Source organism: Syntrophomonas sp. UBA5494 (assembly GCF_002426325.1).
Genome location: NZ_DIPG01000020.1, coordinates 20032 through 43621, shown reverse-complemented (window position 1 = coordinate 43621; position 23590 = coordinate 20032). Strand labels below are relative to the sequence as shown.

The following is a 23590-nucleotide window of genomic DNA, read 5'->3' as shown; positions in this document are numbered from 1 at the left end:
TCCTTCAGGTTTGCTTTTACCGCATCAATCAGGGCGGTCTGGGTCTTGTCCTTTCTTTCCAGGGCGCGCATCACATCTTCATCAATGGTGCCATTGGTGATGATGTGGTGGATAACCACCGTATCCTTTTGACCCTGCCGCCACAGCCGGGCGTTGGTCTGCTGGTAGAGTTCCAAACTCCAGGTCAGGGAGAACCACACAAGGGTGGAACCACCAACTTGTAAGTTTAAACCGTGGCCAGCTGATGCCGGGTGGATAACGGCAATTGGGATCTCGCCGTCATTCCACCGGCAAATGCTCTCAGTTGAGTCCAGCCGCTTGGCGGGAAACCGCTCGATTATCCGCTCCAGGTCGTGCTTGAACCAATAGGCGATCAGTACAGGCTTGCCGTTGGCGGCTTCAATCAGGTCCTCCAGCGCGTCCAGTTTACGGTCATGCAGGTGGGCTACTCCGTGGTTCTCGTCATAAACCGCGCCGTTTGCCATTTGCAGTAGTTTCCCGGAAAGAGCGGCCGCATTGGCAGCATCGATCTCTTTGCCCTTTAAGGATAATACCATCTTTTCTTTCATGGTCTCGTAGTGCTGTTCCTCGGACGCTGACATCCGGACCGGGACTTCATTCATCACTAGTTCCGGCAGTTTAAGGTAGTCGCTGCTTTTCATAGAGATTGTGATATCAGAAATCAGACGGTAGATGGCATCCTCGGCACCGGGCTTCGGCTTATAGGAGAACACCACCTGGGCATTTCGCTTGTCGGGGGCAAAAAATGTGGACCGGTAATTCCCGATAAACCTGCCCAACCGCTGGCCCATATCCAAAAGCCTGAACTCAGCCCACAAATCCATCAGCCCATTGCTGGAGGGTGTTCCCGTAAGTCCCACAATTCGCTTCACATTGGGTCTCACTTTCAGGAGACTCTTAAACCGTTTAGCCTGGTGGGATTTGAAAGATGACAACTCATCGACCACCACCATATCGTAGTCAAAAGGAAGCCCGCTCTTTTGAACGAGCCATTCAACGTTCTCCCGGTTGATGAGGTAGATTTGCGACTTCTGCATCAGGGCCACTTTACGTTCCCGTTCGCTGCCGATGACAACCGTGTATTTTATTCCATGCAAGTGATCCCACTTCTCTATTTCGGCAGGCCATGTATCCCTCGCCGTTCGGAGAGGCGCGATAACCAGAACTTTGCGGATAAGGAAACTGTCTAATACCAGGTCCAAGATAGCGGTCAGTGTAATCACGGTTTTGCCTTCAACCTAAGCCCATATCCAGAAATATCGCAGCCAAAGGCTTCTCTAGAAGATAATCAACGGCGTATTGCTGATACTCATGAGGTATGAACTTCATCGGGCATCACCTCCTTGCATATTAAAAAATGCGGTCAGTCGCGCGTGGTATTCTGCGTGTTCTGACTGCGAAGGGAAAATCTGAATATTGTCAGGCCTATTATTTCTCTTGTCCCCATCGATGTGATGCACAACCTCACATTCCACCAATGGCCTGCCAAGTAATCTCTCTGCTACAACACGATGTTCGTGTACGCCGTATAATTTGGTATAGGTGACACCTTCTCCTGAACCAAGGCGATATTCTCCCAACTTTGCCCGTGTTTCAGCTGTCATCCTGGATGGATTCAGCTTTCGATTCAGTCTTGAAAAATGCTCACCCATTTTTGTGTAGTCTTTCAAGCTTCCGTAATTATCTGGGTTCTTGGATTTATTGCTGAAAGCGGCTAAGCAATCCCGGCAACAAAAGTTCTTGGGTGTAATCTTTGAAGGCCATTTTTCAAAAGGCTCGCCGCACCAATCGCAGGAAATAGATACTCTTGTTTTCAATCGCATCAGTCACCACCTCCTCCCATAATCTCCGACAACACTGCTTGAATCTGCTTTTCATCGTCCAATACATACACTAAAAAACCCAGCTGCCCGAGCAACACATGCCTTCTGATCTGCAAAGGCCGGGGTTTCATTCCATGCACCTTGACCTCGACAAAAGCTATTTTCCCACCAGGTAAAAGAACAAGGCGGTCGGGCATTCCATCGTAACCGGGCGATACGAACTTTACGGCGATCCCACCGGCAGCTTTGACCGCCCGGATCAGTTTCTGTTCAATCAGTTTCTCGCGCATAAGAACCTCCTTGTGCCGATAAATGTGCCCAAGCGATTTAAACTCTTACGCGCGCATACGCGCTTATGCATGCCCATTATCCCTTTATTACTTATAACTACAACATTGAATAGATGAGTTATCGGCACAATGGGAACAAGCAAGGCAAATAGCCCAGTAGATGAGGGGCTTGCGACTTTGCCAATCTTCTGTGCCTTATTCGTTATAGGCAACATCGGCATGTGCCTTCACCTCACTTCTGGAGCGAACAAATACCCGTTGAGGGCCATAGAGCGGCACATACTTCTTGCCGGTCTTGTTGCCGGTGAATTTTACCCAGCCTCCAATTTTGTTCAGGATCCCCTCGATTTCGTAAGAGTCACCCTTCTTGATGGTTTCACGGCTTTTACCGAAACACTCACACCAGATTTCCATTACGCAGACCTGATCCCGGTGGATCGTCCCCACACGAGTTTCACCGCCAAACTCACTGCCAGACATAAAATTGCGTCGTTGGTAAAGGTCCATCTTATCCCAGCCTTCCGGCAACAAAGTATCTAAGTATTCTGCAACCAGACCTTCACGGTCATCTCCCTCCATGGCATCGCGCTGCTGGGTGACGGCTTCCTCGGCCAGAGCGCCTTTAAGAAATAGTTCCTCCCCGGTGCTGTAACGTTCTATGGCTTCAGCCCAGATCTGGTCAACTTCATTTAGTTCCCACGCCTGGTATCTGCCGTGGCCCGTCACCCGCACCGGCCAGAAGCGGCGGTTGCCGGTAATATCGCGCAGGAAACCGCCGTCACTGTTAGTGGAACCCACAATGATACAGGAACGCGGGTGGCTTTCCACGGTTATACCGTAAGACTGGCGGTATTTATCGTCTATGCGGGTGATGAAGGATTTTACCGTCTCCACATCCATTTTCTTAATCCCGGCCAGTTCGCCGAGTTCCAAGATCCAGTAGCCCTGCAGCTTCTCCGCTGCGGTCTTATCCTTCATGTCCGAGATGGATAGCGAATCTGAGTACCACTTACCTCCTAAGCGGGCAAAGAGTGTAGATTTACCGATCCCTTGCGCACCGTTTAACACAAGGATGGAGTCAAATTTGACGCCCGGCTGGTAAATGCGGGCGACTGCTGCCACTAGCGTTTTCCTAGTTACTGCTCGGACATACGAAGTATCCTCCGCACCGAGATAATCGATGAGCAGGGTGTCCAACCGCTCGGTGCCGTCCCATGTAAGCCCAGCAAGGTACTTCTTAACGGGATGGTATAACCGCTCCACCGAAACCACCCCCAGCAGCGCGTCTTTGAACTTGGTTGGTGACCAAATACCGTAGGTGCGCTCAAAATAAAGCTTTGCACAGGCAACGTCGGTGTCGCTCCAGCCTGGCTTTACCTGCGGCCAGGGGAGTTCTCCGATAACGTCGATCATATTTTTGAACTGGTTGAATACTATGGGTTGCAGATTTGGGTCAAAACGCAGGATGATTGAGATATTGGTCAGCGTGTCTTTCACCGCACCCGATTTCTCCAGTTCCAGCTGGCTCTGCCAGTTGGCCTCATCGGCAAACTCGGTTTCTGCCTGCGCTTGGCGTTCCTCGGCAAGCTGCATCTTGACTTTCTCGTCTTTAACAGCGAAATCGGACATGGCTTTAAAGGAAGCCTTTTCATCAAGTTCACCGAATTTATGGAGCCGCACAAGGTCGAAGGAATTAAGCAGTTTCCCGCAGACCGGGTCGGTAGCATGGTGACTGTAGGCGAACTTGCCGTCGTAGATCACCACCCCCGCTGAACTATCGGCCGGAATATAATCGTAGCGGCCAGCCATTGCTGATGGCTCGTAAATGTCATATAGGAAGGCATCGATTGCATCCTCGATGGAGTAAGCCTTACAAAATGCCCCAACCACCCCGTTTTTAGCAAGCGGATCCTGTTGCTGTGTCAGTTTACGCTGAAGCACTTCTGATTGCCGTTTCGACGTCGGCCACATAGAGGTGTCCCGCCAGTCAGCATATTTGGCGAGGTACACGTCAGGGTCAAGCAGCTCGCCGTCCTTTTCGCGGAAAACAAACTCCCCGTCAGAAGGTGTTGATGGCCAGTACATAAGCCGCGAGGGTTCGTAGGTCGTATCATCGAACAGGTCGATTCCTATTTCTTTAGCAACCATACGCCCCAATGCGGGATATTCATCCTCGCTGACCTCCCGGGCCAGCGGAACGACTAATCGTAGTCGGGGTGCTTCAGGTATGCTTTTGTGGGTGGAATAGACGCAGCAGGACCAGTCATATAGCGCTTCTATCTGCTCCCAGATGTCGGGGGTGGCATAATCCATATCCAGCGTAAGCATGGAGCGGCATACAACATAGCCGTTCCTGCGTTTACCTTCCCGCAGGGCACCGCCTACGAAGCCTCCGATGTCTTTTACCCCATCCTGCTGTGCTTTACTCATCTTGCGGAACTCGGATACTGTCTCTGTCGTGCGCTTAGTTGTACGGACAGTGTTTTTGAATTTCTCCCATGAAATGTCTTTATTTTTCCACCTCTTATCCATGCGGCTGTTACCGACCGCGATTTTCATGCCGCATAACCCCCTCGCATTTTTCGCTAAAGAATCGAATAGGAATCGCTAGTTTCTTCGCTTTGGCGATTTCACGAGCCATTCCATCGGAAATCCGGTTGCCGAATACCCATACTGCATCACATTTAGTAAGGAGAAACTGAGCAAAATTCAGGCCCAGTTCACGGCTTTCCTTATCAAGGTCATCCATAAACTGTGGATAATGGAGATGCGGCGCAAGGGGGATACACCCCTCGCTTACCGCAAACCGGCAGAAACGCCGAGCTCGACTAATGTTATATTCGGTATCCCCGGCAAAGGGAGAGCAAATGTAAACCAGGGAGCAGTACTGCTTGTATTCAGCAGTGGTAGGGTCGGGACAACCTTCACTGTTACGCTTGTCCATCACTTATCATCCCTCCGCCCAAAAAGTAGTTGATAAAATACTGCTGTCCTTTGCCTGTTACCTTGGTAGTTTTGGATATAGTGACATGACCGTCCGAATGGGTAATGGCGGTCTCTTTTACTCTAAACAGACCAAGTTCCATTGCTTTCTGGGTCGGTGCATTGTAATCGGTACCTTTGCGCTTAATGAGGAAGCCATCCTGACGGAGCCTTTCAAACAGGCGGTTCTGGCCGATGTCGATACCATTGCCTTTGAGGATTTTGGCCAGTTCCCCGATCAGAATGGTTCCTTCCGAAACCGAAACAGCGTCCGCGAAAACCACCTTAGGCTTGTCCTGGGCGGACTGCAGCTTGAGCCTTTCTTTTTCCTGGCGTTCTTCTTTAAGGGCGGTTAAAAGCTTAATCCAGGCATCGGGGTCATTCATGATTTCCTCCAGTTTGGAGGTCGTGATGTAAGCACCATGCCTGCGGATTTGCGGGAGTACCTCGTGGGTAACCCAGCGCTTAAACTTCTTAGCTTCAGGCTTACGGGAAAGCAGGATAACATTGTAAAGCCCGCTCTCACTGATAACTGTCAGTTCCTGTTTACCACCAAGGGTGTCAATAATACTTACACCCTTTTCGTCTAAGTCTAGACGATCTGCGACCATGCGGCTGTTGCCGATTTCCAGCACTCCGCACACGTCCTTCAGCACCCACCAAGTCTCACCGTTTCTCTGGATAGTCCTGACCTCTTTCCCTTCGTAGGAGAATACCTGCAGTTCATTCATATGGTTTGTCCTTTCCGAAGGCTCAGTTTGTTTATGGCCTTCGGTATATGCCACCGCAGGAAGATGATTCGGACGGTCTTATAAAATATTTCTAATCTTTTTTATAAAATGGGCACACATACCCATCGGCACGAAGCATTAGCCCCTCTGCCCAGGGCGGGGTTTCACCCATGCAGCGACAGACGGCTTCCAACGATACGCCTTGATCCGCTTCAATGACTACCTCGTCGTGAACGCTCATCACCATAGAAAGCCCTGCCGCATCAAGCCTTCGCATGGCATAGCAGAGGATATCACGGGAAATTGCCTGCACTATATTCTCCACAAACTTGGGCCCGTAACTTTCTATGCGTTCCCATTTTTTCGTCGCGCCTACACCTTCATAGGTGACCGATTCGCTTCCGAAGCGGTTCTGGCCAATTTTCGGTTTCACGTAGGCAAGTTGTCTGCTGGACGGAAGGGTTATAAACAGCATCCCGCTTTTATATTCAAAACAGATGCCGTGGGTCTGTGTGGTGGTTCGCTCTCGAACTGCCGTCATTGCTGCCTTATCCACTTCCCACCACAGCCGTACGATTTTTGGATTGGCGTTTCTCCAAGCATTAACCAGCGGCTGGAGTTCCTCCTCGAAAACACCCATATCAAGAGCGCCCATCGCTTTCAACGCACCGACCGAACCGCCATACCCGAGGGCAAGTTCCGCAATCTTACCCTTCTGCCGGAGAGGGCTGCCCTTTGTGATCTCCTCAATGGGGACATGGAACATTTGGCTTGCCGACGCTTCATAAATCTTGCCATGGGTGGCAAACACCTCATTGCGCCAGGTCTCGCCAGCAAGCCATGCAATAACGCGGGCTTCTATCGCAGAGAAGTCAGCCACGATAAACATGAAGCCCGGCCTGGGTACGAAGGCTGTGCGGATGAGTTCAGATAGGACGCCGGGAACGGAATCGTAGAGGGCTTCCAGCATTTTAAAATCGCCGCTTTTAACTAGGCCTCGCGCCTGTGCTAAATCAGGCAGATGGTTTTGGGGCAGGTTTTGCACCTGAATCAGTCTTCCCGCCCAGCGCCCAGTTCGGTTTGCACCATAAAACTGCAAAAGCCCTCTGGCTCTGCCGTCCTTACAGACGGCGTTGTTCATCGCCGTGTATTTCTTTACGCTGGACTTGGCGAGTGACTGCCGCAGTTCCAGTACCTGCCCGAGAGGCTCTGGGGCGGTTTTCAGGAGTTCCTTGACAGCCGTCTTACCAAGCGTGTCGGTCTCCATACCATTATCAGCTAGCCACGCCTTCATCTGCGCGACCGAGTTGGGGTTGTCTAGTGCGGTTATTTCCTTCATTAAACGGGTAAGTTCATCCCTCGATCGCTCGTCACAGCGGATTGATTCTTTGACCAAAGCCATGTCCAGCTGGATACCCCGATCGTTGATATGCTGGTCGAGAATATAGTTCTGCCACTCGTCCTCCGGCACGGGGAATTTCTGAAGCCGCGCCTGGATCGCCATTTCGGTTTCCACGTCACGGACGTTATAGGCTTTGAACTGATCCCACTTATCCGGCGCATCAGCTGGAAAGTTGCGTGTACGGCCGCCATTTGCCTTGGTAGGCTTGCAGGGGACTGAGAAGAAACGGATGAGGTCTTTGCCTTCCTTCAGCTTCTGCTTTTCCAGCCCAAGCACCGTGCCCGCACCCTCCAGTGAAAGCGGAAGTCCCATGTACGCCGCCCATACCATCGTGCATCGCCATGATTCTGGCTCTAGCCACTTGCCCAGATACCGGGACAAACAGACCCGCTCAAACTGTGCGTTGAACGCCCATTTAATGACCGCTTCATCTGTTAGGGCTTCCTTTATTTCTTCCGGTAATGCTTCGCCGTTTGTCAAATCAATGACCCGTACATCGCCGCCATCAGTAGAGTAGCTGAACAGAAGAATCTCAAAATCCGGTGATTCAGCATACCTATACACCCCGCATTTGGAAAGATCGGCCGAAGAAAAGGTCTCAATGTCAATAGACAGGTTTCTCATTTGTCCTCCATAACGAAAAAGAGCGGCAGAAATCCCGCCACCCTCGTCCGTACATCCGTTATTCCAGAAAGTCATCGCTATCATATTCCGATGAGAAGTCATCGGCAGCGCTGGTCTTGCCGCCCAGTGGTTCACCATCGCGGACTTTTTGGATATTACCCAGACCGCAGGCGATACCCCGATTGCCGTTGGAGTTGAAAGCATAGAAATTCACACTAACCCTTGCGTACACGCCGGAGTAGACCTCCGACCGGCTCATGATGGGGTTGAGAGCTTTGTCCACTATCTCCGGTGCTGAGTTGCTATTGGCGTTTACGAAATAACTATTCTTATAAGCTTCATCATCCGGGCGGTCGACATCACCATCACGGAGCGGAAGTTTCAGAGCAGCTCTGTTTGGAATCTTGCCGCCGAACTTACCCCGCCCTTCCTCAATGGCGGCATCCACGGCCGCATTGATGGCATTGATGGTCTTTGTGTCACTCTTTGGGATAATCATACTAACGCTAAACTTCTCCGTACCACCATTGATAGACTTTGGTTCCCACACGTTGGCGTAGGACAAACGCACAATGCCTGTTACCACCTTAGTTGGGTTGGTTTTTAACTTAGTGTTTACTCTGTTTGCTGTATTTGACATGGTTAAATTTCCTCCTTAAAATCATGCTTTGCTGATGTATTGATTGCCTGGCGCTTGTCCGAAAGCGGGACCAGCGTCGGCTTTCCAGGCGGTTTTTCGATAAGACCGCCAAGGATTTCCTGAAATTTGACTTTACCCATGAGCCGTTCCATCTCGGTGAGGGTAATTAGACTCTGGCGGTAGATGTCGCGGTATCCGGCAGCCTTTGCCACCTCCGCGATCGCGTCCTCATCCGCATATCTTCGGTTGGAGCGTCCCTCTACTAACTTGAAACCGAGCCACTCCTTGCCGTGGCTTACCGCCGCCTCCAAAGCGTAAGCCTTGATATCGTTCGCCCATGAAGTGAGATCATCCAGCAGGGCTAGGATTTCCTCGATGTCCCCGTCTGTAAGCACCGGAGGCACGGCAAATTCGAATCGGGCAAGGTTCAGCTTTTCCTCTGCCCGGGCACGGCACTTAACCGCCGCACGGCAGAACTGGCACCAATCGCCGCAGCGGTAATGGCCATTGCCATCGAAGGCTAGATCTGCCGTTGGTTTGAGGACTTGCTCTGCCCACTGGTACAGCGATTCCTTGAATACAATGGAAGTGCTAACGTTTTCACGACGGGGCTGATAAATGGTCATGGATACCGTGCTGATATCGTATATGCCGTCGAAGAGTTCCAGCGCACCCAAAGCGTACAGCTTCATTTGGGGGTTTTCCTCAGCTTCTACCAGAACGCCCTGTCCGTACTTGAAGTCAATTATGTGAAGCAGGCCATCTGCGATAATCACACAGTCCCCGGTTCCGAAGCCGCTTGGTACATACTTGGAGAAATCAAGGTGCTGCTCGATCAGCACGACTGGGTCACTGCATTCCTGCTTTGCCTGGGCAACGAGTTCCTGGATGAACTCCATATAGCTTTCCGTGTAAACATCCATCTCGTCAGAATCGTATTTGGAGACAGGCTTCTTGGAGCGCATCTTCAACGCCCGGCGCAGCTTGTGTTCTGCAAGGGCATGTGCTGCAGTGCCCTCGGCAGCGGATTCACCACTATTGTCCTCGAACTCCCGCTCCAGTCGCGCGGAAGGAGTACAATTCATCCAGCGATGCGCACCGGATGCTGACAACAGAGCGTGTTGTTTGCCTCCGTTCATTTCAGCCCCTCCGCATCCGCCAGTAGCGCCGCATAGTTCACCGGGTCAATTTGGCTGAGTTTCGGCGCACCGTACTTCTCCAGCAAAGCCCGCACATCAGCAGTAAATCCTTGCTGACTCTTGTCGGCCAGCGCCGCTCTGACTTGCTCCAGGGTAACTGTTTTAGCCGCAGGCTTTACTTCCTTTGCTGTTGCTGGCTTTTCAGGTTGGAGCTCTTCGGCAGGTTCTTTACCCGCCATCGTTTCCGCTACTGCCCAAATACTGTCTGCCAGATTGCTCAGATTAGCTGCTACATCCAGCAGCAACTTGGTTTTACTCAAGGTACTCACCTCCCTCCTCGACGATTGACAGCGTCCTCACACTGTCGCCGGGGACAATGACGGTCAGCCTTCGCTTGTCACCCAGCAGGAGACGCAGCAGTCTCTCACGAACGGTGACATGGCGGCAACCGACAATTCCTCCGCCCTGCGGTTCCTTTGAAACACTAATCTTAAGCATGTGCTTCATTCGGATCACCTTGCCTTTCCGAAGGCTGATTTCTTGTGCCTTCTGTCTTATGCCACCTGCGGAGAGTAAATCGGACGGTCTATGACAGATATTTTTTAAGTTTGTTTTTGGCTCGGGTTACGGCATGGCGAATAGCGGATTCGTCCTTACCCTCAATGGACGCGAGATCGGTGTACGACCAGCCTTCCAGAAAACACTTTCGGATTAGGTACTGCTGCCGCTCTGTAAGATGCGATATGGCACGGCTCACAGTTTCTGCAGCTATAAGGTCGGCAAGCAAGTCTGTTCCATCGTCAAAGAACCGCTTGTCCTCATAGGTGAAACTCTCAAGGGAAGTATGGCGGCGGGTTTCTCGCCGTTCATTACATTTTTCTTCTTCTACGGAACTTAGGTAGAAAGTACCGACTTCGTCCGATACGTCCATTTCGATAAATTTGCCATTTGCATCTTTGAAGTTGATTTTCATTGTTTGGCTCCTTTCATGTTCAGGAGCCAAGCGGAAATATAGAAAAAGCCGGGCGCTTACAAAACACAAATGACCGGATGATTACGAATTTGCGTTTCGTAAATCATCCGGCCATTTGGTAACTCGCGCTCGGCTCCGTTGCTCGGTATGAAGTATGTTTAAGTCTTTACTTTTTCTTAGGCGACGGTTTGGTCTGAGACAACGCGCTGCCTGCCACTGACTTCGTCTTAGCGCTGGTTCTGCCATCCCTCAACAGGGAAGAAGCTTTCTGCGCTACTGCCTTTGACGTTTGCTTGTTGTTGGCTTTTGCCATTCGGTTCACCTCCTTTCCATAGCAATGTTTATCAAGAGGTCCTCATTATGGATTCCCTTGTACATAGGACTGAGACAAACTTGCCACATTGTGGACATTTAAGCTTAATTTCAACCCTCTCGTTTGGAAGTTTTGAAATATCAAAAGCCCGCCGCCCACATTTGGGACATTTCATCTTCTCCATTGAATCTCCCCTTCCCCACAGCTAATTAGCTATAACGCTTTTTTGCGAAGTTATTAATTAAAAAAAATGTTCGCTTTTGTATTAAGTAGTGTCTATTAAACATCGCGCAGTACCACGATATAGGGGCATTATAGCTACAAGGGAAGATGCCCTAATTCTCTTAATCTGATTTCGGCAGATTGTTTGGATACTTTATAGAAGTCGGCTAATTGCTCAATGACCCATCGTGTTGGTGGCATTAAGCCTGCTGCAATAAAAGGATTTCCTTCGCTTTCTATCACTAGGCGGCCAAAAACTAATCCGACTGTCTGCTTTGGCATCAAAATGCGCGGAGCGATACCGTTTGCTTGCCATTCCATCCAGTCTTCATCCTTCCATGTGTTTACCAGCTCTTCGCTTACATGGTTGGTTGGGCAGCGGAAAGCTACAGATTGTCTTCCATCAAGTACGCTTTGCAGGATATGATAATTACGGTGCTTAAACCAATGAACAGACTCATGAGCAATAGTATTATTCATGCAACCCAGGTTTCTCTGTAAAAAAGTATCCGGATCAATTATCATTGTCCCTCGCTTAACATGTATCTCACGATATTCTTCTTTGTCCCGGTCGTATATTTCAGCAAGCCCACTGGTAAAACACATCTGTCCGAAAATACTGAAATCTTCTGTAAGTCTTTCTTCACGAATGGTAAGTCCCATTTTATTCTTTGCGATATCTGCAATCGGGACCGCCATCGGCTCTGCTAAAGCTTCCGGGCAAAATCGGTTCAGGAAAGCAGTTGCCTCGTCATCAAATTCTGACTTACTGATAACAGGTACGAGATTATTCTTCACCTTAGCACTCACCTGAATTATCGCTCCTTCTTGTCAATGTCCTCCACGACCTTTTTCCAAAAATCATCTCCAAGGTTTTTGTCGTTAGCTCTACGAAGGGCAACCCGTACATGAGGTATATCCTTGTCCATAATATAGCCTGGGAGGTCAGGTGCCGTTTCGTCGCGTTCGCGGCCAGCAAGGTCGAACATATCCTCTTTCTCCTGTGGAGATAGTTTGAGAACAGTAGCGATTTTTTCCAGCAGCTTCATCTCAGGTGGATTGCGCCTTCCTTTAATGATATCAGACAGATATGTCGCCGTCGTACCCATCGCAGTAGCGATATCCTTCAACATAATATCCCCGCCGCCAGTGGCTCTACCTCTTCGTTTTTCATCTATGAACTTCCCAAATTCACCTGCCAAGATCCTCACTCCTTTATACTTTCCCTATAAGCTTTTTTGCTACCAAGCTACTTCGCTTATTAGCGTATCATGGAAAGATCCGATTGTCAACAATCAAAAATAAAATCACGTCGGATTGCCGACGTGACCATTTTTTACCGTTATATCGTTGCGCTTAAGTACACGAAAGATTGCGGCGCATACCGTAAACCGAATTCTGATAATGGTTTGGGGCTGGGATATTTCTGAACCTTACGAAGCTTGTATGCTACTGCTTTTTCTCTCCCTTTATAATATTCTTCATAAAACTCATAAGATATGCCGGAAAGCTCTCGGGTCCGTTCCCAGACTGTTTGAGGATCAGCTTCGATTATTTCTTCAATCTCAGCTTCCGCCACCACCATTTTTTCAGGAGCAGTCGCATATATAATGATTTTATCCACTCCGGCTCTACAGCGAACCTTTCTAAACTCAAACAGCTTCTTGCCGCTTAGAATGTTTTCGATGTGTTCAGGATTAATCGATAATAACATTTGACACATCTATGTCGCCCTCCCTCAGTATAACGTCTAGTTGCCCCGCTGTAAGGCGAGCGGTTGTCGGATATGAGTCAGGCCAAAGGCCATTATTCTTAAGCCACACCCAGTTAACATTGTTTCCGGCTCCGAAGAAACCGTAATACAACATTTCAACGACAACTAAATTGCGCTCATTATTGTATTTTACTGTGATTTCATTCTCATCAAATACTGATTTGTTGTTAATTCGGTGCAGTAGATCCTCTATTAATATATTATAACTGTTATTTTCTTTTGCGACGATTACATCTGTAACTATGCAATACGACGTAATACAAGACTTATATCCTTTTGTCCCAGGTCCAGTATATTTTCTATAAACTAGAATTGGTTCACCTATACGATAAGGTAACCTGCTTGTCGGAGAGCCAATGTAAATTTTCGTTAATCCATTGGCAACGGCAAGGCCTACTTGTTCTTGAAGGGTATTCCTTAATTCAGAGTAAGGAAATAAAGTGTCATGATAGACGTCATCTACAATCAAGTAACCGGCATTTTGAAATGCCGGATTAATAAAAGGAAACGATTTATATGGATCGGTGTAGTCGACGTCTAACCGGCTCTTGAGATATACACATTCACCGTTTTTATTATGCCCAACCATCCTGAAGCCAAAGCGTTCTAACTGGGCTATTAACAACGAATGCTTCTTAAAGACGGTCAGATAAATATCCTGAGTTTTTGACTTCTGCCAATTCCATAACGCTAAACCGATTGCGCCCTCTCCAAGACGTTGTCCGCGATACCGCTCTGCAAGCCGCAGTGTACTTATTTTCTTACGCGGTACAGCCGGCAAGGTCGCTTCGACCAATTCTAAAGGTTCTTTTTCGTCTTTTAGGCAAACGAAAGCCCCCAAGCCGTCATCATCATTGAAAACGAGTGCAGTCGCTCCGGCAGCAGCCTTCTTAGCGTACCACTTTTCAAAACCAATATTGTTTTTGTCAGCTGGATAATCTTCTTTAAGTGAATCAAAGAAACTATCATTAACGTCAACTTCTGAAAACTTTTTCAGCTGGAATTTACCGGACACGTCCCACCCTCCTCATAGTTGACTGCACAAATCCAAGGGTATCTGCTAGTTCAGCTGACCCTTTAGATATCCAAAGTGCGATGCCCAGCAATTCGGATACTTCTTCTGCATAGGCGATTTCTTCATCTTGAAAACGGCTTATACTTTCCACATGATGATTAATGCCATCCCGCTGCATTCGTCTACTTGCGATTATTTCGGGCTTCTCTGTCAGTAAAATGATTGCATCCGGGTTAATGGATATAAATGTATCTTTCGGTATACGAGTCACTTTCTCCTGCTTATCAAGTAGACAAAAATGCCCGTCGAGCAAATACAGTGAGTTCACCGCATTTAAGTCTTGTACAGCAGCCACCAGATATTGCTGATTTTCATCAATGTCCGGTATTAATTTATCACGGGCGAATCCGGCCTTCTTACGTTCGGCGATTAACGCACTCGCAGAATATGTATCAAAACCAAAAGCGGTTTTGACCGATTCACAAAAATACGATTTCCCCGCTCCATGTATGCCGCTAATCAAAATCATACAATCCCCCCAATATATGGAGCATACTACTGTATATATTATAATTCAAGAGAAGTCTGAAATAAATCCTGTGTTCGCATTTGTCATTCTTGTTTTATCAGCTTTTGTCTGTTATGATTTGACCATATTCAATCTGCTAGGCAGGTGAGCAAGTTGGCTATAAGTTATAAAAAACTGTGGAAACTTCTGATTGATAAAGATTTGAAGAAGAAAGATCTGCAAAGGTTGGCGGGGATAAGTTCAGCCTCTGTAACCAAGCTGGGCAAAAACGAAAACGTCAACACGGAGATTCTTGCTAAGATATGCATAGCCTTGAACTGTGATATCGCCGACATCATGGAAATGAGCGATGACACGAAAAGATAAAGGTAGGATGAAAACTTCATGGAAACGTATACACCATATCAGACCCGATACTTTGCCGAACAAATACTGCTTAAGCGCCCTCAGTCAAGTATTGACGGGCTGGCTTCCGCTATGTCCGGTGTTAAAGTCGACTTGAATCCTCATCAAGTTGACGCTGCTTTGTTCGCACTAAAATCGCCTCTTTCCAGTGGTGCATTATTAGCCGATGAAGTCGGTCTCGGCAAAACAATTGAGGCTGGACTTGTTCTCGCCCAATGCTGGTCAGAACGCAAGCGTCATATTCTGCTAATCGTTCCCGCTGCTCTCAGAACACAATGGCGCACGGAACTTGATGAAAAATTCTTCATAAAATCAAGAATACTTGAATCCACAAACTACAATAAGGTGAAAAAAGAAGGTGTATTAAACCCGTTTGATATCAAAGATGAAATAGTGATTTGTTCGTTCAATTTTGCTTCTCAGAAGGAGACCGACGTTGCTGTAATCCCCTGGGATTTGGTCATAATCGACGAAGCGCATCGATTACGCAATGTATATAAGTCAAATAATGTAACGGGGAAAAGACTCAGACGTGCTCTATCTGGCAGACGCAAGTTATTGCTGACAGCAACCCCGCTTCAAAATAACCTTATGGAACTGTTTGGCTTGATAAGCATCATTGATGAGCATGTTTTTGGTGATGCCCGTATCTTCAGAGATATGTACGTATCAATAACAAATGAGGAAGTCAGAAATCATGCGTTAAAATCTAGGCTCAAACAAATTTGTAAACGTACCCTGCGAAAGCAGGTTACCGAATATGTAAATTACACAAGCCGCATCGCTATTCTTCAAGAATACACTCCAACGATAGAAGAGGAAACCCTGTATAACTTCGTTTCGTCCTATTTGCAGTCGGATAGACTATATGCCCTTCCACAGGGCCAGCGGAATCTAATAACCTTAGTTCTGCGGAAATTGCTTGCCTCTTCGTCTTTTGCCATTTCCGGCACTTTAAACTCTCTAATCAACCGACTTGAAGCACTCCTGCAGGGTTTGGACATGCAGCTAGAAATAGGAACAGACTTTGACACCTTCGACGAATTGCTGGAAGAGCAGGATGATTCGGAAGACCCGCTGACCGCCGAACTGGAACAAGACCGAGCCGCCGTCATGTTAGAGCTCCAGGAACTCCGAAAATATGAGGAATTAGCAAAGAGTATTATTAGTAATTCCAAAGGAGAAAACCTCCTTACGGCACTCCAACAGGGATTTGATGAAACGGAAAAACGAGGGGGGCAGCGCAAAGCAGTAATATTCACTGAATCACGGCGGACACAGGAGTATTTGCTGAACCTGCTCACTGACAATGGTTATGAGAACGAAATCGTTTTTTTAAACGGGTCAAATAATGATTCCATTTCAAAGCGAATTTATGACAAGTGGAAGGCACATCACAAGAGTGACGACTGTATTTCCGGCTCCCGACAAGCCGACATGAAATCGGCGGTTGTAGAGGAATTTAGAGAACGCGCAAGCATCCTAATTGGTACAGAGGCTGCAGCCGAGGGTATTAATCTTCAGTTTTGCAGTCTAATCGTTAATTATGACCTACCGTGGAATCCGCAGCGAATTGAGCAGAGAATTGGCCGTTGTCATCGATACGGGCAAAAAAACGACGTCGTCGTTATCAACTTCCTTAATCGCAAGAACGCTGCTGATGTACGCGTATACGAATTGCTTGATCAGAAATTCCGGCTTTTTAGTGGTCTATTTGGTTCCTCGGATGAAGTGCTCGGCTCCATCGAATCCGGTGTCGACTTTGAAAAGCGTATTGCGGCGATTTATCAGAACTGTAAAGACCAAGAACAGATTCAAGAGGAGTTTGACCTGCTACAAGAGGAACTATCAGAACGAATTAATGAAAAAATGACCGCCGCCCGGCAGTCTATACTTGAGAACTTTGATGAAGACGTAGCAGCGCTTCTCAAGGACTGCAACGAAAAAACTCTTGCTGGATTAGATAAATATAGCCGTTGGCTATGTAATTTTTTCATTATGCAAGGTGCCTCCCGAGTGCAACCACTCGACCAGTGGCGCTTTGAATATTTAGGCAATGGGGATCACACAACATACAATCTCCAATGGAAAGACGCAGAGCGCCAGGGTGATATTTTCTTGCGAAAGGACGATCCCTTATTTCAAGGGTGGTTGGAGCAGGCAATGGCTGAGCCTTTAACGGCGGCGAATCTTCGTTTTGACCATACAAATTCATCAGATCATAGAATCAGCTTTTTGGAAAGCCATCCGAATCTTCAAGGCACAATCTCAGTTGATAAGTTGATTTACAGCGGCTTTGAAATGGAGGAGCACCTCATTATTTCAATAGTCACCGACGACGGAACGCACCTCGATGACGATCTGATCAATCGAATTATGGAGTTACCCGCGACGATTAAATCCGACGTATTTGAAGATCCAGCTGGATTAAACGAGCTTCGGCGAGCCAATACTGAAGCAAAGCAAGCGGAAATTGAGGAGACAAATAAAAAATATTTCCTGCAGGAATGCGAAAAGCTTGACGCTTATAGCGAAGACCTGAAGGAAGGCCTGCAACGAGAATTGAAAGAATTGAATAAACAGATTACAGAGAAAAAACGTATTTTCAAAAGCAGCACTGACCGGCCGCTCGCAGAAATGCTGGAAACGAAGGATGAGATCAACCGATTAGAGGAACTGCGGAAAAAGAAACGTCGCGAGCTTTATGAGCGTGAAGATGAAATCGATGCAGCCAATGAGCGTCTTCAAGATGAAATCCGATCAAAACTGGCTGGGACAAGCCAAGCCGAACATATAATGACCATCTCGTTTGAGATTGTTTAAGGATATGGAGGAATACACTATGCAAAAACTGGAACTCACATGGATTGGCAAAGAACAAGATCTTTCCGTGGAACCGCGAATACTATTACACGATGGTTCCAAAGACTATGGCGACCCTTCCGCTAAAAACATGCTTATTCACGGCGATAATCTGCTTGCGCTTAAGGCGCTGGAGCAGGAGTTTGCCGGACGGGTGAAGTGCATATATATAGATCCACCGTATAATACGGGAGCCGCATTTGAACATTATGATGACAATTTGGAGCATTCAATTTGGCTTGGTTTAATGCGCTCACGCCTTGAAATATTACGTAATCTTCTAAGTCCTGATGGTTTTTTTTGTTGCCATATTGATGACTCTGAAGGCCATTATTTGAAAGTGCTACTTGATGAGGTGTTCGGTAGAAACAACTATCAGACAACGCTTTATATTCGGGTTCGATACCCTGAAAAAACGCTAAAGCAAGATATGAACTATCACAAAGAAATAGAACAGGTTCACATTTATCGCAAGGAATATGGGGCTGTGCCTAATTTTGATTATGAGGTAGTTGGCTTTGATAAATTCCGATACTACATTGAGGACGATGGAAAGAGCGAAACCATTACACTTGGCGGTAAGCGTGTTGATATATTCCAACGTGGTCACTATACAATTGAAGAAAGAGAAGGTTCGGAATATGGATTAAAAGAGATTTGGGCCTCAGGAACAATCCTTGATGGCAACTCTTCGGGTAGATTCTTCCGAGATTATTTGACTGGTCGTGCGGAAACAGATGGGCTCGGCGTTCTCTATAAAGTGTGGGGCATTGGCGATGATAGATTTGATTATAGATATTTTACAGGGCCTCGACGCCAAAATGCCACCAAAGGAAAGTATTATCAAGGCGTGCCAAATGACAAGTTGGAAGCTGATGAAATTACAAAAAAGGTGGCAATTAGCAACTTCTACGATTTGGCTGGTTCATTTGGAAATTGCCGATTAGAAGGTGGTGTTGAATTTAGAAGTGGGAAAAAACCGGAGGTTCTCCTTGAGTTGATACTCAGACATTTTTCTAATCCCGGCGACCTCGTTCTTGATTCTTTTCTCGGCTCTGGTACAACGGCCGCTGCTGCTCACAAGATGGGACGACGTTACATAGGAATTGAACTTGGCGATCACTGCTATACCCATTGTCTGCCAAGACTTCAAAAAGTAGTTGACGGAGAACAAAGTGGCATCTCCAAAGCTGTTGAATGGAAAGGCGGCGGGGGGTTTAAGTTCTATGAACTTGCACCTACACTGATTGTCAAAGACCTTCACGGTAACCCTGTATTCTCTGATAAGTATAATGCTGAAATGTTAGTTGCAGCGGTTGCGAAACTTAATGGCTTCTCTTATTCACCCAATACTGAGTGCTTTTGGAAGCAAGGTAAGGCGCAAGACAACAGCTATATTTTTGTTACAACACAATATCTTACAGCCAAGGAACTGGACGAGATTGCCCGTGATCTACCGGAATTTGAAAAGTTGTTGATTTGTGCCCCAGCGTTTGACGTTGGTCTTGGCAAACGCTACGAAAATATTGACGTACGTAAAATTCCACAATCCGTGCTCTCAAAATGCGAATTCGGTGCGGACAACTACGACCTGAATATTGTAAATCCGCCGGAACTGGATGAGGAGGAATGGGATGATGTTGAATAGTAATGCGAAATACATAAACAACCGTCTCGCCCTGCGCCCGCCGCAGAAAGAGAGCTTAGAACGGTTCCAGCAGATATGTGACATGTTATTCATGTCAAAGGAACCTGATTTAGACAGCGAACTGAAAAAAATCAGAGAGCTTTTTCCTACACTAACTTCTTTTGAGCGCGATTTTCCGTCAATCTGCTTTGCCCTTGCCACTGGTATTGGTAAAACTCGGTTGATGGGTGCATTTATCGCCTATCTGCATTATGAAAAAGGGATTAAGAATTTTTTTGTAATGGCACCCAATCTAACCATTTATAAGAAGCTAAAGGCCGACCTTGGGGACCAATCCAACCCGAAATATGTATTTCGAGGACTGGATAGGTTTGTAAACCCACCGCGCATTATCGACGGCGATAACTATGAGGAATTCAGGCAACAGACGCTGTTTGATACGGGGATCATCATAAATGTATTTAATATATCCAAGCTGAATTCTGAATCGGGTAGGATGCGGCGTTTGAATGAGGTTTTAGGGCAGTCGTACTTTGCGTATCTCCAAGCCTTACCAGATTTGTGCATATTTATGGATGAAAGTCATCATTACCACGCAGACCGTGGATTTGATACTATCAATGAGCTTTGCCCTATTTTAGGAGTGGAGTTAACTGCCACGCCACAAATACAGCAGGGAGCTCGCAAAGTAGACTTTAAAAATGTAGTTTATGAATACTCCCTTGCTCATGCATTAAACGATGGACTATATGTTAAAGTACCGGCAGTTTTCACCAGAAAAGACTTCCGGCCAGAAGAATATACAGCAGAACAGCTTGACCGTGAGAAACTCAATGACGGTATCCGTCTCCATGAGGAAACGAAAAGCCGTCTTGACGTGTATTCCAGAAGTACAGGAAAACCCCTTGTCAAACCATTTGTTCTTGTCGTTGCCAAAGACACGGAGCATTCCCGCCAGATAAGGGAGTATTTAACTTCGCCTGAATTTTTCCGTGGATATTATAAGGATAAAGTATTAGAAATAAACTCTACCCAGCGTGGTGCAGAAAAGGACGAAAATATCGAACTCTTATTATCGCTTAAAAATCCGGACAACCGCATAGAAATTGTAATACATGTAAACATGCTTAAAGAAGGATGGGATGTTACTAATCTCTATACCATTATCCCTTTGCGAGCTTCTGCTTCCGAGACGCTCACGGAGCAAACTATCGGACGTGGTCTCCGCTTGCCATATGGGCAGCGAACAGGCGTAGATGAAGTAGACCGCTTGTCTATTGTCAGCCATGACCGTTATGAAGCTATCGTAAATCTTGCGAACAACCCAGATTCTCTTGTTCGCCGCGTGTTCTATATCGATCCAACAGAATCGGATTACGATGATCAGAGGGAAACTGTAGAATTACCTACAAGCTATGACGAATTAACACGTGCTGAGAGTTTCACAGAGCAGCTTGCTTTCACCCTCCGAGAAACCGCAAGTGCAAATTATATTGAAAATAAAACACCGGAGCAGACTGTCCAGGTGGCGCAATTTGTCGCACAACTTGCCTCCAAAACCGTGATTGAACTCGGCAAGCAGGTCAAGACTTTTGATGCGACAAAGGACGAGGAAATCATGAAAACGGTTCGTGCCAGCATTGTCGGTGAAACAATACGCCAGTTTCCGACTTTTGAACTCAAGCCGGAAGATTTAAATGCGGTTGTCGAGTCTGCCATTGAAACTTGCGTACAGGCTCTTACCGATAAAGTCATCCCAATTCCGCAGGGGGTTGTGCAGCCGTTTACAGAAGTGAAGCATGGTTTTTATGACTTCCCCCTTGATATCAGAAACTTAAGCTGGCATCCATCCGATGACACTCTTATCGGTACGGAATTACAGGAAGGTGGAGAAACATTCGAATATAAGACGAATCTTGCACTATTCCCAAAATCAGATACTGTCGAGAATGAGGTTGTGCGTCATATCATCGTCCATGATAATGTGGATTATAGCACTTGCTCGGGACTCATATATTCTCTTGTTGGAGATGCCAAGAAGCACTTTTTGTCGTACTTGAGTCCAGAGGAAACTGAAAAAGTTATGCGTGACCGTCAGCGTAGCCTTGCCGAAATCATTTATGCACAGATGAATCAGCATTTCTACAAAGAGGAAATAAGCTATCGTGCTTCCGGAATGCGTCCTTTTAGCAGAATAGAAACCAGCTTCGGTGGCAAGTTCAGGTCGGATGACCTTTATGACCTGCGTGCGGTTATGCCGGCATCCGAGGTTAAGACAAAGGTATTTAAAGGTTTCAAAAAAGCTTGTCATACGCTATATAAGTTCGACAGTAATACGGAGCGAATCTTTGCAATCGTCCTTGAAAACGATAATGCAGTATTGAAATGGCTACGTCCAAGTCCGAAGCAGTTTAATATCTATTATGGACCGGGCGGTGCAAACAAGTATGAGCCGGATTTTATCGTCGAAACCAGCGATGCGATATACATGGTGGAAACGAAAGCCTCCAGTGAAATAAATAGCGATAATGTAAAAGAAAAAGCTATCGCTGCACAGGAGTATTGTAGAGCAGTCAGTGAATGGAATGCTGACAATGGTGGAAAGCCTTGGGAGTATTCGCTCCTATCACATGATGAAGTTCGCTTGCAATCCAGTTTTATGTACCTGATGAAAAATCGGGTGAAACCAGAACAATTAAAGCTGGAGGTGGAATAACGTGTCTATACGAGGTAAAGCCGTGGGAATATGCACTAATTTCACATGATGAAGTCCGAATACACTCGAGTTTTTCGTACCTTGTGAAAAATAAGGTCCAGGTAGAACAGCTTAAATTGGAATTAGAATCATAATATACTGATTTTGCGAAAGGAGTAAGATGCGCTGTATTTTTTGTAAATGTGATTCCACTAATTCTAAAAGTAAAGAACACATAATTCCTGAATCCTTGGGTAATAAATCGCACATCTTAATTCCGGGAATCGTCTGTGATAAATGTAACAATTATATGTCTCGAGAAGTTGAAAAGCCTTTTTTGGAAGACATTAGTATTAAGGGGTTACGTTTTGAAGAAGGTGTTCTCAGTAAAAAGGACCGTATTCCTACAGTAAACGGGCTGTTAATGGACCAGCAAGGATTATCACCGATCTCTCTGTCACGGCCACCTGAACTTCCCGGCTCGATGTTAGCTCAGTATCCGCTAGTATTTGAGATTAAGGATGGTGTATTACCAAGTAATCAAGGAAGAGTTATAATTCCAAAGTTTGATGCTTCAATTCTACCAGGTGGACTAATTCTATCTAGATTTTTAGGTAAAATCGCGCTGGAAGTATTAGCGTTAAGGCTTTCTAAACATCCAGAAGGCCTTGAATACCTCGTGGATGAAATTCAGCTTGACGACCTCCGGAATCATGCGCGCTATGGGAAGATTGCAAACTGGCCATGTAGCATACGTCAGATATACGATAAGAATATTCCTGAATTTGATAGTGAGACTGGTCGATTATATCAAATTATGAATGAGTTTGATATCCTACTGACGAAACGAACCGAGTACTATCTCGTATTAGCTATATGGGGTATAGAATTAGCAATTAATATAGGGGGACCAGAAATAAGTGGATACTATGAATGGCTGAGAGAAAACGATGGAAAAAGTCCGTTGTATGTGAATTTAAGAGAGCACAACTATCATTACTTATGAAACTCTATTAAGTGAGAACGTCTTCACACAATCTTTTAACTATTACCTTTATCTTTCAACGATTATCCTCTCAAATGCACACCCCGCTATCTTTTAACGATTACCCATTCCAACACCGCGGAAAAATGCAGCGGTTATTTCTTATCATCTCCAAAACAACCTACTACAAAATGAAAAATGCCACTCCTGCAAAACGAAGGAATGGCCTAAATTCGAGATTTAACTTTAATACTAAAACCACCCACCGATAAAATACTTTTTATCAATAGATGGTAGATAATCTGGTGGAGGCGGGGGGAGTCGAACCCCCGTCCGAAAGAAAGACCAGAAGAGTCTCTCCGAGCGCAGTCTGCGGTTTGTGCTTCGCCCGCGGGACGCCCGCAGACAGGCTTCCTTTGCGCTATCCCCGATTAGTTTCCCCTTAAAGCCCCTCGAGGAAGAAGGCTTCAGGGTACCCTAACTAAGTGACGCCCTGCACCAGACCGTTAGGAAATCT

21 protein-coding genes, 1 other RNA gene and 1 pseudogene (1 of these 23 cut by a window edge) are annotated in these 23590 nt (G+C 46.6%); 5 read left to right on the top strand and 18 right to left on the bottom strand.

Going from position 1 to position 23590, the window contains the following annotated elements:
- From B3W37_RS02510 to B3W37_RS02430, 17 genes and pseudogenes are all read right to left on the bottom strand, one after another.
- Nucleotides 1–1350: pseudogene (locus B3W37_RS02510) on the bottom strand (SNF2-related protein); the annotation flags it as partial.
- On the bottom strand, nt 1347–1844 hold the full coding sequence (locus B3W37_RS02505) for an HNH endonuclease signature motif containing protein (RefSeq protein ID WP_483174676.1): 498 nt from the start codon (nt 1842–1844) through the stop codon (nt 1347–1349). The gene B3W37_RS02505 and the pseudogene B3W37_RS02510, both read right to left, overlap by 4 nt.
- The gene (locus B3W37_RS02500) at nt 1844–2134 is read right to left on the bottom strand and encodes a PDDEXK family nuclease (protein ID WP_483174675.1); all 291 of its coding nucleotides are present in this window, start codon (nt 2132–2134) and stop codon (nt 1844–1846) included. Before B3W37_RS02500 ends, B3W37_RS02505 begins: the two co-directional genes overlap by 1 nt.
- Before the next feature lie 195 nt (nt 2135–2329).
- Nucleotides 2330–4693, bottom strand: coding sequence for a virulence-associated E family protein (locus B3W37_RS02495; RefSeq protein WP_483174674.1), 2364 nt, complete (start codon nt 4691–4693; stop codon nt 2330–2332).
- The gene (locus B3W37_RS02490; RefSeq protein WP_483174678.1) at nt 4674–5078 is read right to left on the bottom strand and encodes a DUF7768 domain-containing protein; all 405 of its coding nucleotides are present in this window, start codon (nt 5076–5078) and stop codon (nt 4674–4676) included. The genes B3W37_RS02495 and B3W37_RS02490 overlap by 20 nt, the downstream gene beginning before the upstream one ends.
- Nucleotides 5065–5847: a phage antirepressor gene (locus B3W37_RS02485; RefSeq protein ID WP_483174673.1), complete on the bottom strand. Its 783-nt coding sequence runs from the start codon at nt 5845–5847 to the stop codon at nt 5065–5067. Before B3W37_RS02485 ends, B3W37_RS02490 begins: the two co-directional genes overlap by 14 nt.
- Nucleotides 5848–5938: 91 nt before the next feature.
- Nucleotides 5939–7873, bottom strand: coding sequence for a DNA polymerase (locus tag B3W37_RS02480; RefSeq protein WP_483174677.1), 1935 nt, complete (start codon nt 7871–7873; stop codon nt 5939–5941).
- A gap of 58 nt (nt 7874–7931) precedes the next feature.
- Nucleotides 7932–8513 (bottom strand): DUF2815 family protein, encoded by a 582-nt coding sequence (locus B3W37_RS02475; protein ID WP_483174672.1) that lies wholly within the window; start codon nt 8511–8513, stop codon nt 7932–7934.
- 2 nt (nt 8514–8515) lie between these two features.
- On the bottom strand, nt 8516–9652 hold the full coding sequence (locus B3W37_RS02470; RefSeq protein ID WP_483174670.1) for a DUF2800 domain-containing protein: 1137 nt from the start codon (nt 9650–9652) through the stop codon (nt 8516–8518).
- Nucleotides 9649–9981, bottom strand: coding sequence for an rRNA biogenesis protein rrp5 (locus B3W37_RS02465; protein ID WP_483174669.1), 333 nt, complete (start codon nt 9979–9981; stop codon nt 9649–9651). The genes B3W37_RS02470 and B3W37_RS02465 overlap by 4 nt, the downstream gene beginning before the upstream one ends.
- 257 nt (nt 9982–10238) lie before the next feature.
- A complete protein-coding gene (locus B3W37_RS02460) occupies nt 10239–10625 on the bottom strand; it encodes an RNA polymerase sigma factor (protein WP_483174668.1) in 387 nt (128 codons plus the stop codon).
- A gap of 166 nt (nt 10626–10791) precedes the next feature.
- On the bottom strand, nt 10792–10938 hold the full coding sequence (locus tag B3W37_RS02455) for a hypothetical protein (protein WP_483174667.1): 147 nt from the start codon (nt 10936–10938) through the stop codon (nt 10792–10794).
- 318 nt (nt 10939–11256) lie between these two features.
- Nucleotides 11257–11970 (bottom strand): ImmA/IrrE family metallo-endopeptidase, encoded by a 714-nt coding sequence (locus tag B3W37_RS02450; protein ID WP_483174666.1) that lies wholly within the window; start codon nt 11968–11970, stop codon nt 11257–11259.
- Between the two features lie 5 nt (nt 11971–11975).
- Nucleotides 11976–12362 carry a helix-turn-helix domain-containing protein gene (locus B3W37_RS02445; RefSeq protein WP_483174665.1) on the bottom strand — a complete coding sequence of 129 codons (387 nt, stop codon included), beginning with the start codon at nt 12360–12362 and terminating at the stop codon, nt 11976–11978.
- A 140-nt stretch (nt 12363–12502) separates the two neighbouring features.
- Nucleotides 12503–12883 (bottom strand): ASCH domain-containing protein, encoded by a 381-nt coding sequence (locus B3W37_RS02440; RefSeq protein ID WP_483174664.1) that lies wholly within the window; start codon nt 12881–12883, stop codon nt 12503–12505.
- Nucleotides 12858–13949, bottom strand: a complete 1092-nt coding sequence (locus tag B3W37_RS02435) for a hypothetical protein (RefSeq protein ID WP_483174663.1) — start codon at nt 13947–13949, stop codon at nt 12858–12860. The genes B3W37_RS02440 and B3W37_RS02435 overlap by 26 nt, the downstream gene beginning before the upstream one ends.
- Nucleotides 13939–14478 (bottom strand): ATP-binding protein, encoded by a 540-nt coding sequence (locus B3W37_RS02430; RefSeq protein WP_483174662.1) that lies wholly within the window; start codon nt 14476–14478, stop codon nt 13939–13941. Before B3W37_RS02430 ends, B3W37_RS02435 begins: the two co-directional genes overlap by 11 nt.
- Before the next feature lie 153 nt (nt 14479–14631).
- Between B3W37_RS02430 and B3W37_RS02425 the strand changes: the two genes are divergently transcribed.
- From B3W37_RS02425 to B3W37_RS02405, 5 genes are all read left to right on the top strand, one after another.
- On the top strand, nt 14632–14844 hold the full coding sequence (locus B3W37_RS02425) for a helix-turn-helix domain-containing protein (protein ID WP_483174661.1): 213 nt from the start codon (nt 14632–14634) through the stop codon (nt 14842–14844).
- Nucleotides 14845–14862: 18 nt separating this feature from the next.
- A complete protein-coding gene (locus B3W37_RS02420) occupies nt 14863–17706 on the top strand; it encodes an SNF2-related protein (RefSeq protein WP_483174659.1) in 2844 nt (947 codons plus the stop codon).
- A gap of 19 nt (nt 17707–17725) precedes the next feature.
- Nucleotides 17726–19393 (top strand): site-specific DNA-methyltransferase, encoded by a 1668-nt coding sequence (locus B3W37_RS02415; RefSeq protein WP_483174658.1) that lies wholly within the window; start codon nt 17726–17728, stop codon nt 19391–19393.
- Entirely contained in the window at nt 19380–22109 is a 2730-nt protein-coding gene (locus B3W37_RS02410) for a DEAD/DEAH box helicase (protein WP_483174657.1), read from the top strand. Before B3W37_RS02415 ends, B3W37_RS02410 begins: the two co-directional genes overlap by 14 nt.
- A 160-nt stretch (nt 22110–22269) precedes the next feature.
- A complete protein-coding gene (locus B3W37_RS02405; protein WP_483174656.1) occupies nt 22270–23094 on the top strand; it encodes an HNH endonuclease in 825 nt (274 codons plus the stop codon).
- A gap of 282 nt (nt 23095–23376) precedes the next feature.
- Here the strand turns inward: B3W37_RS02405 and ssrA are convergent.
- Nucleotides 23377–23590: a transfer-messenger RNA gene (gene ssrA, locus B3W37_RS02400) on the bottom strand; it runs 234 nt beyond the window's last position.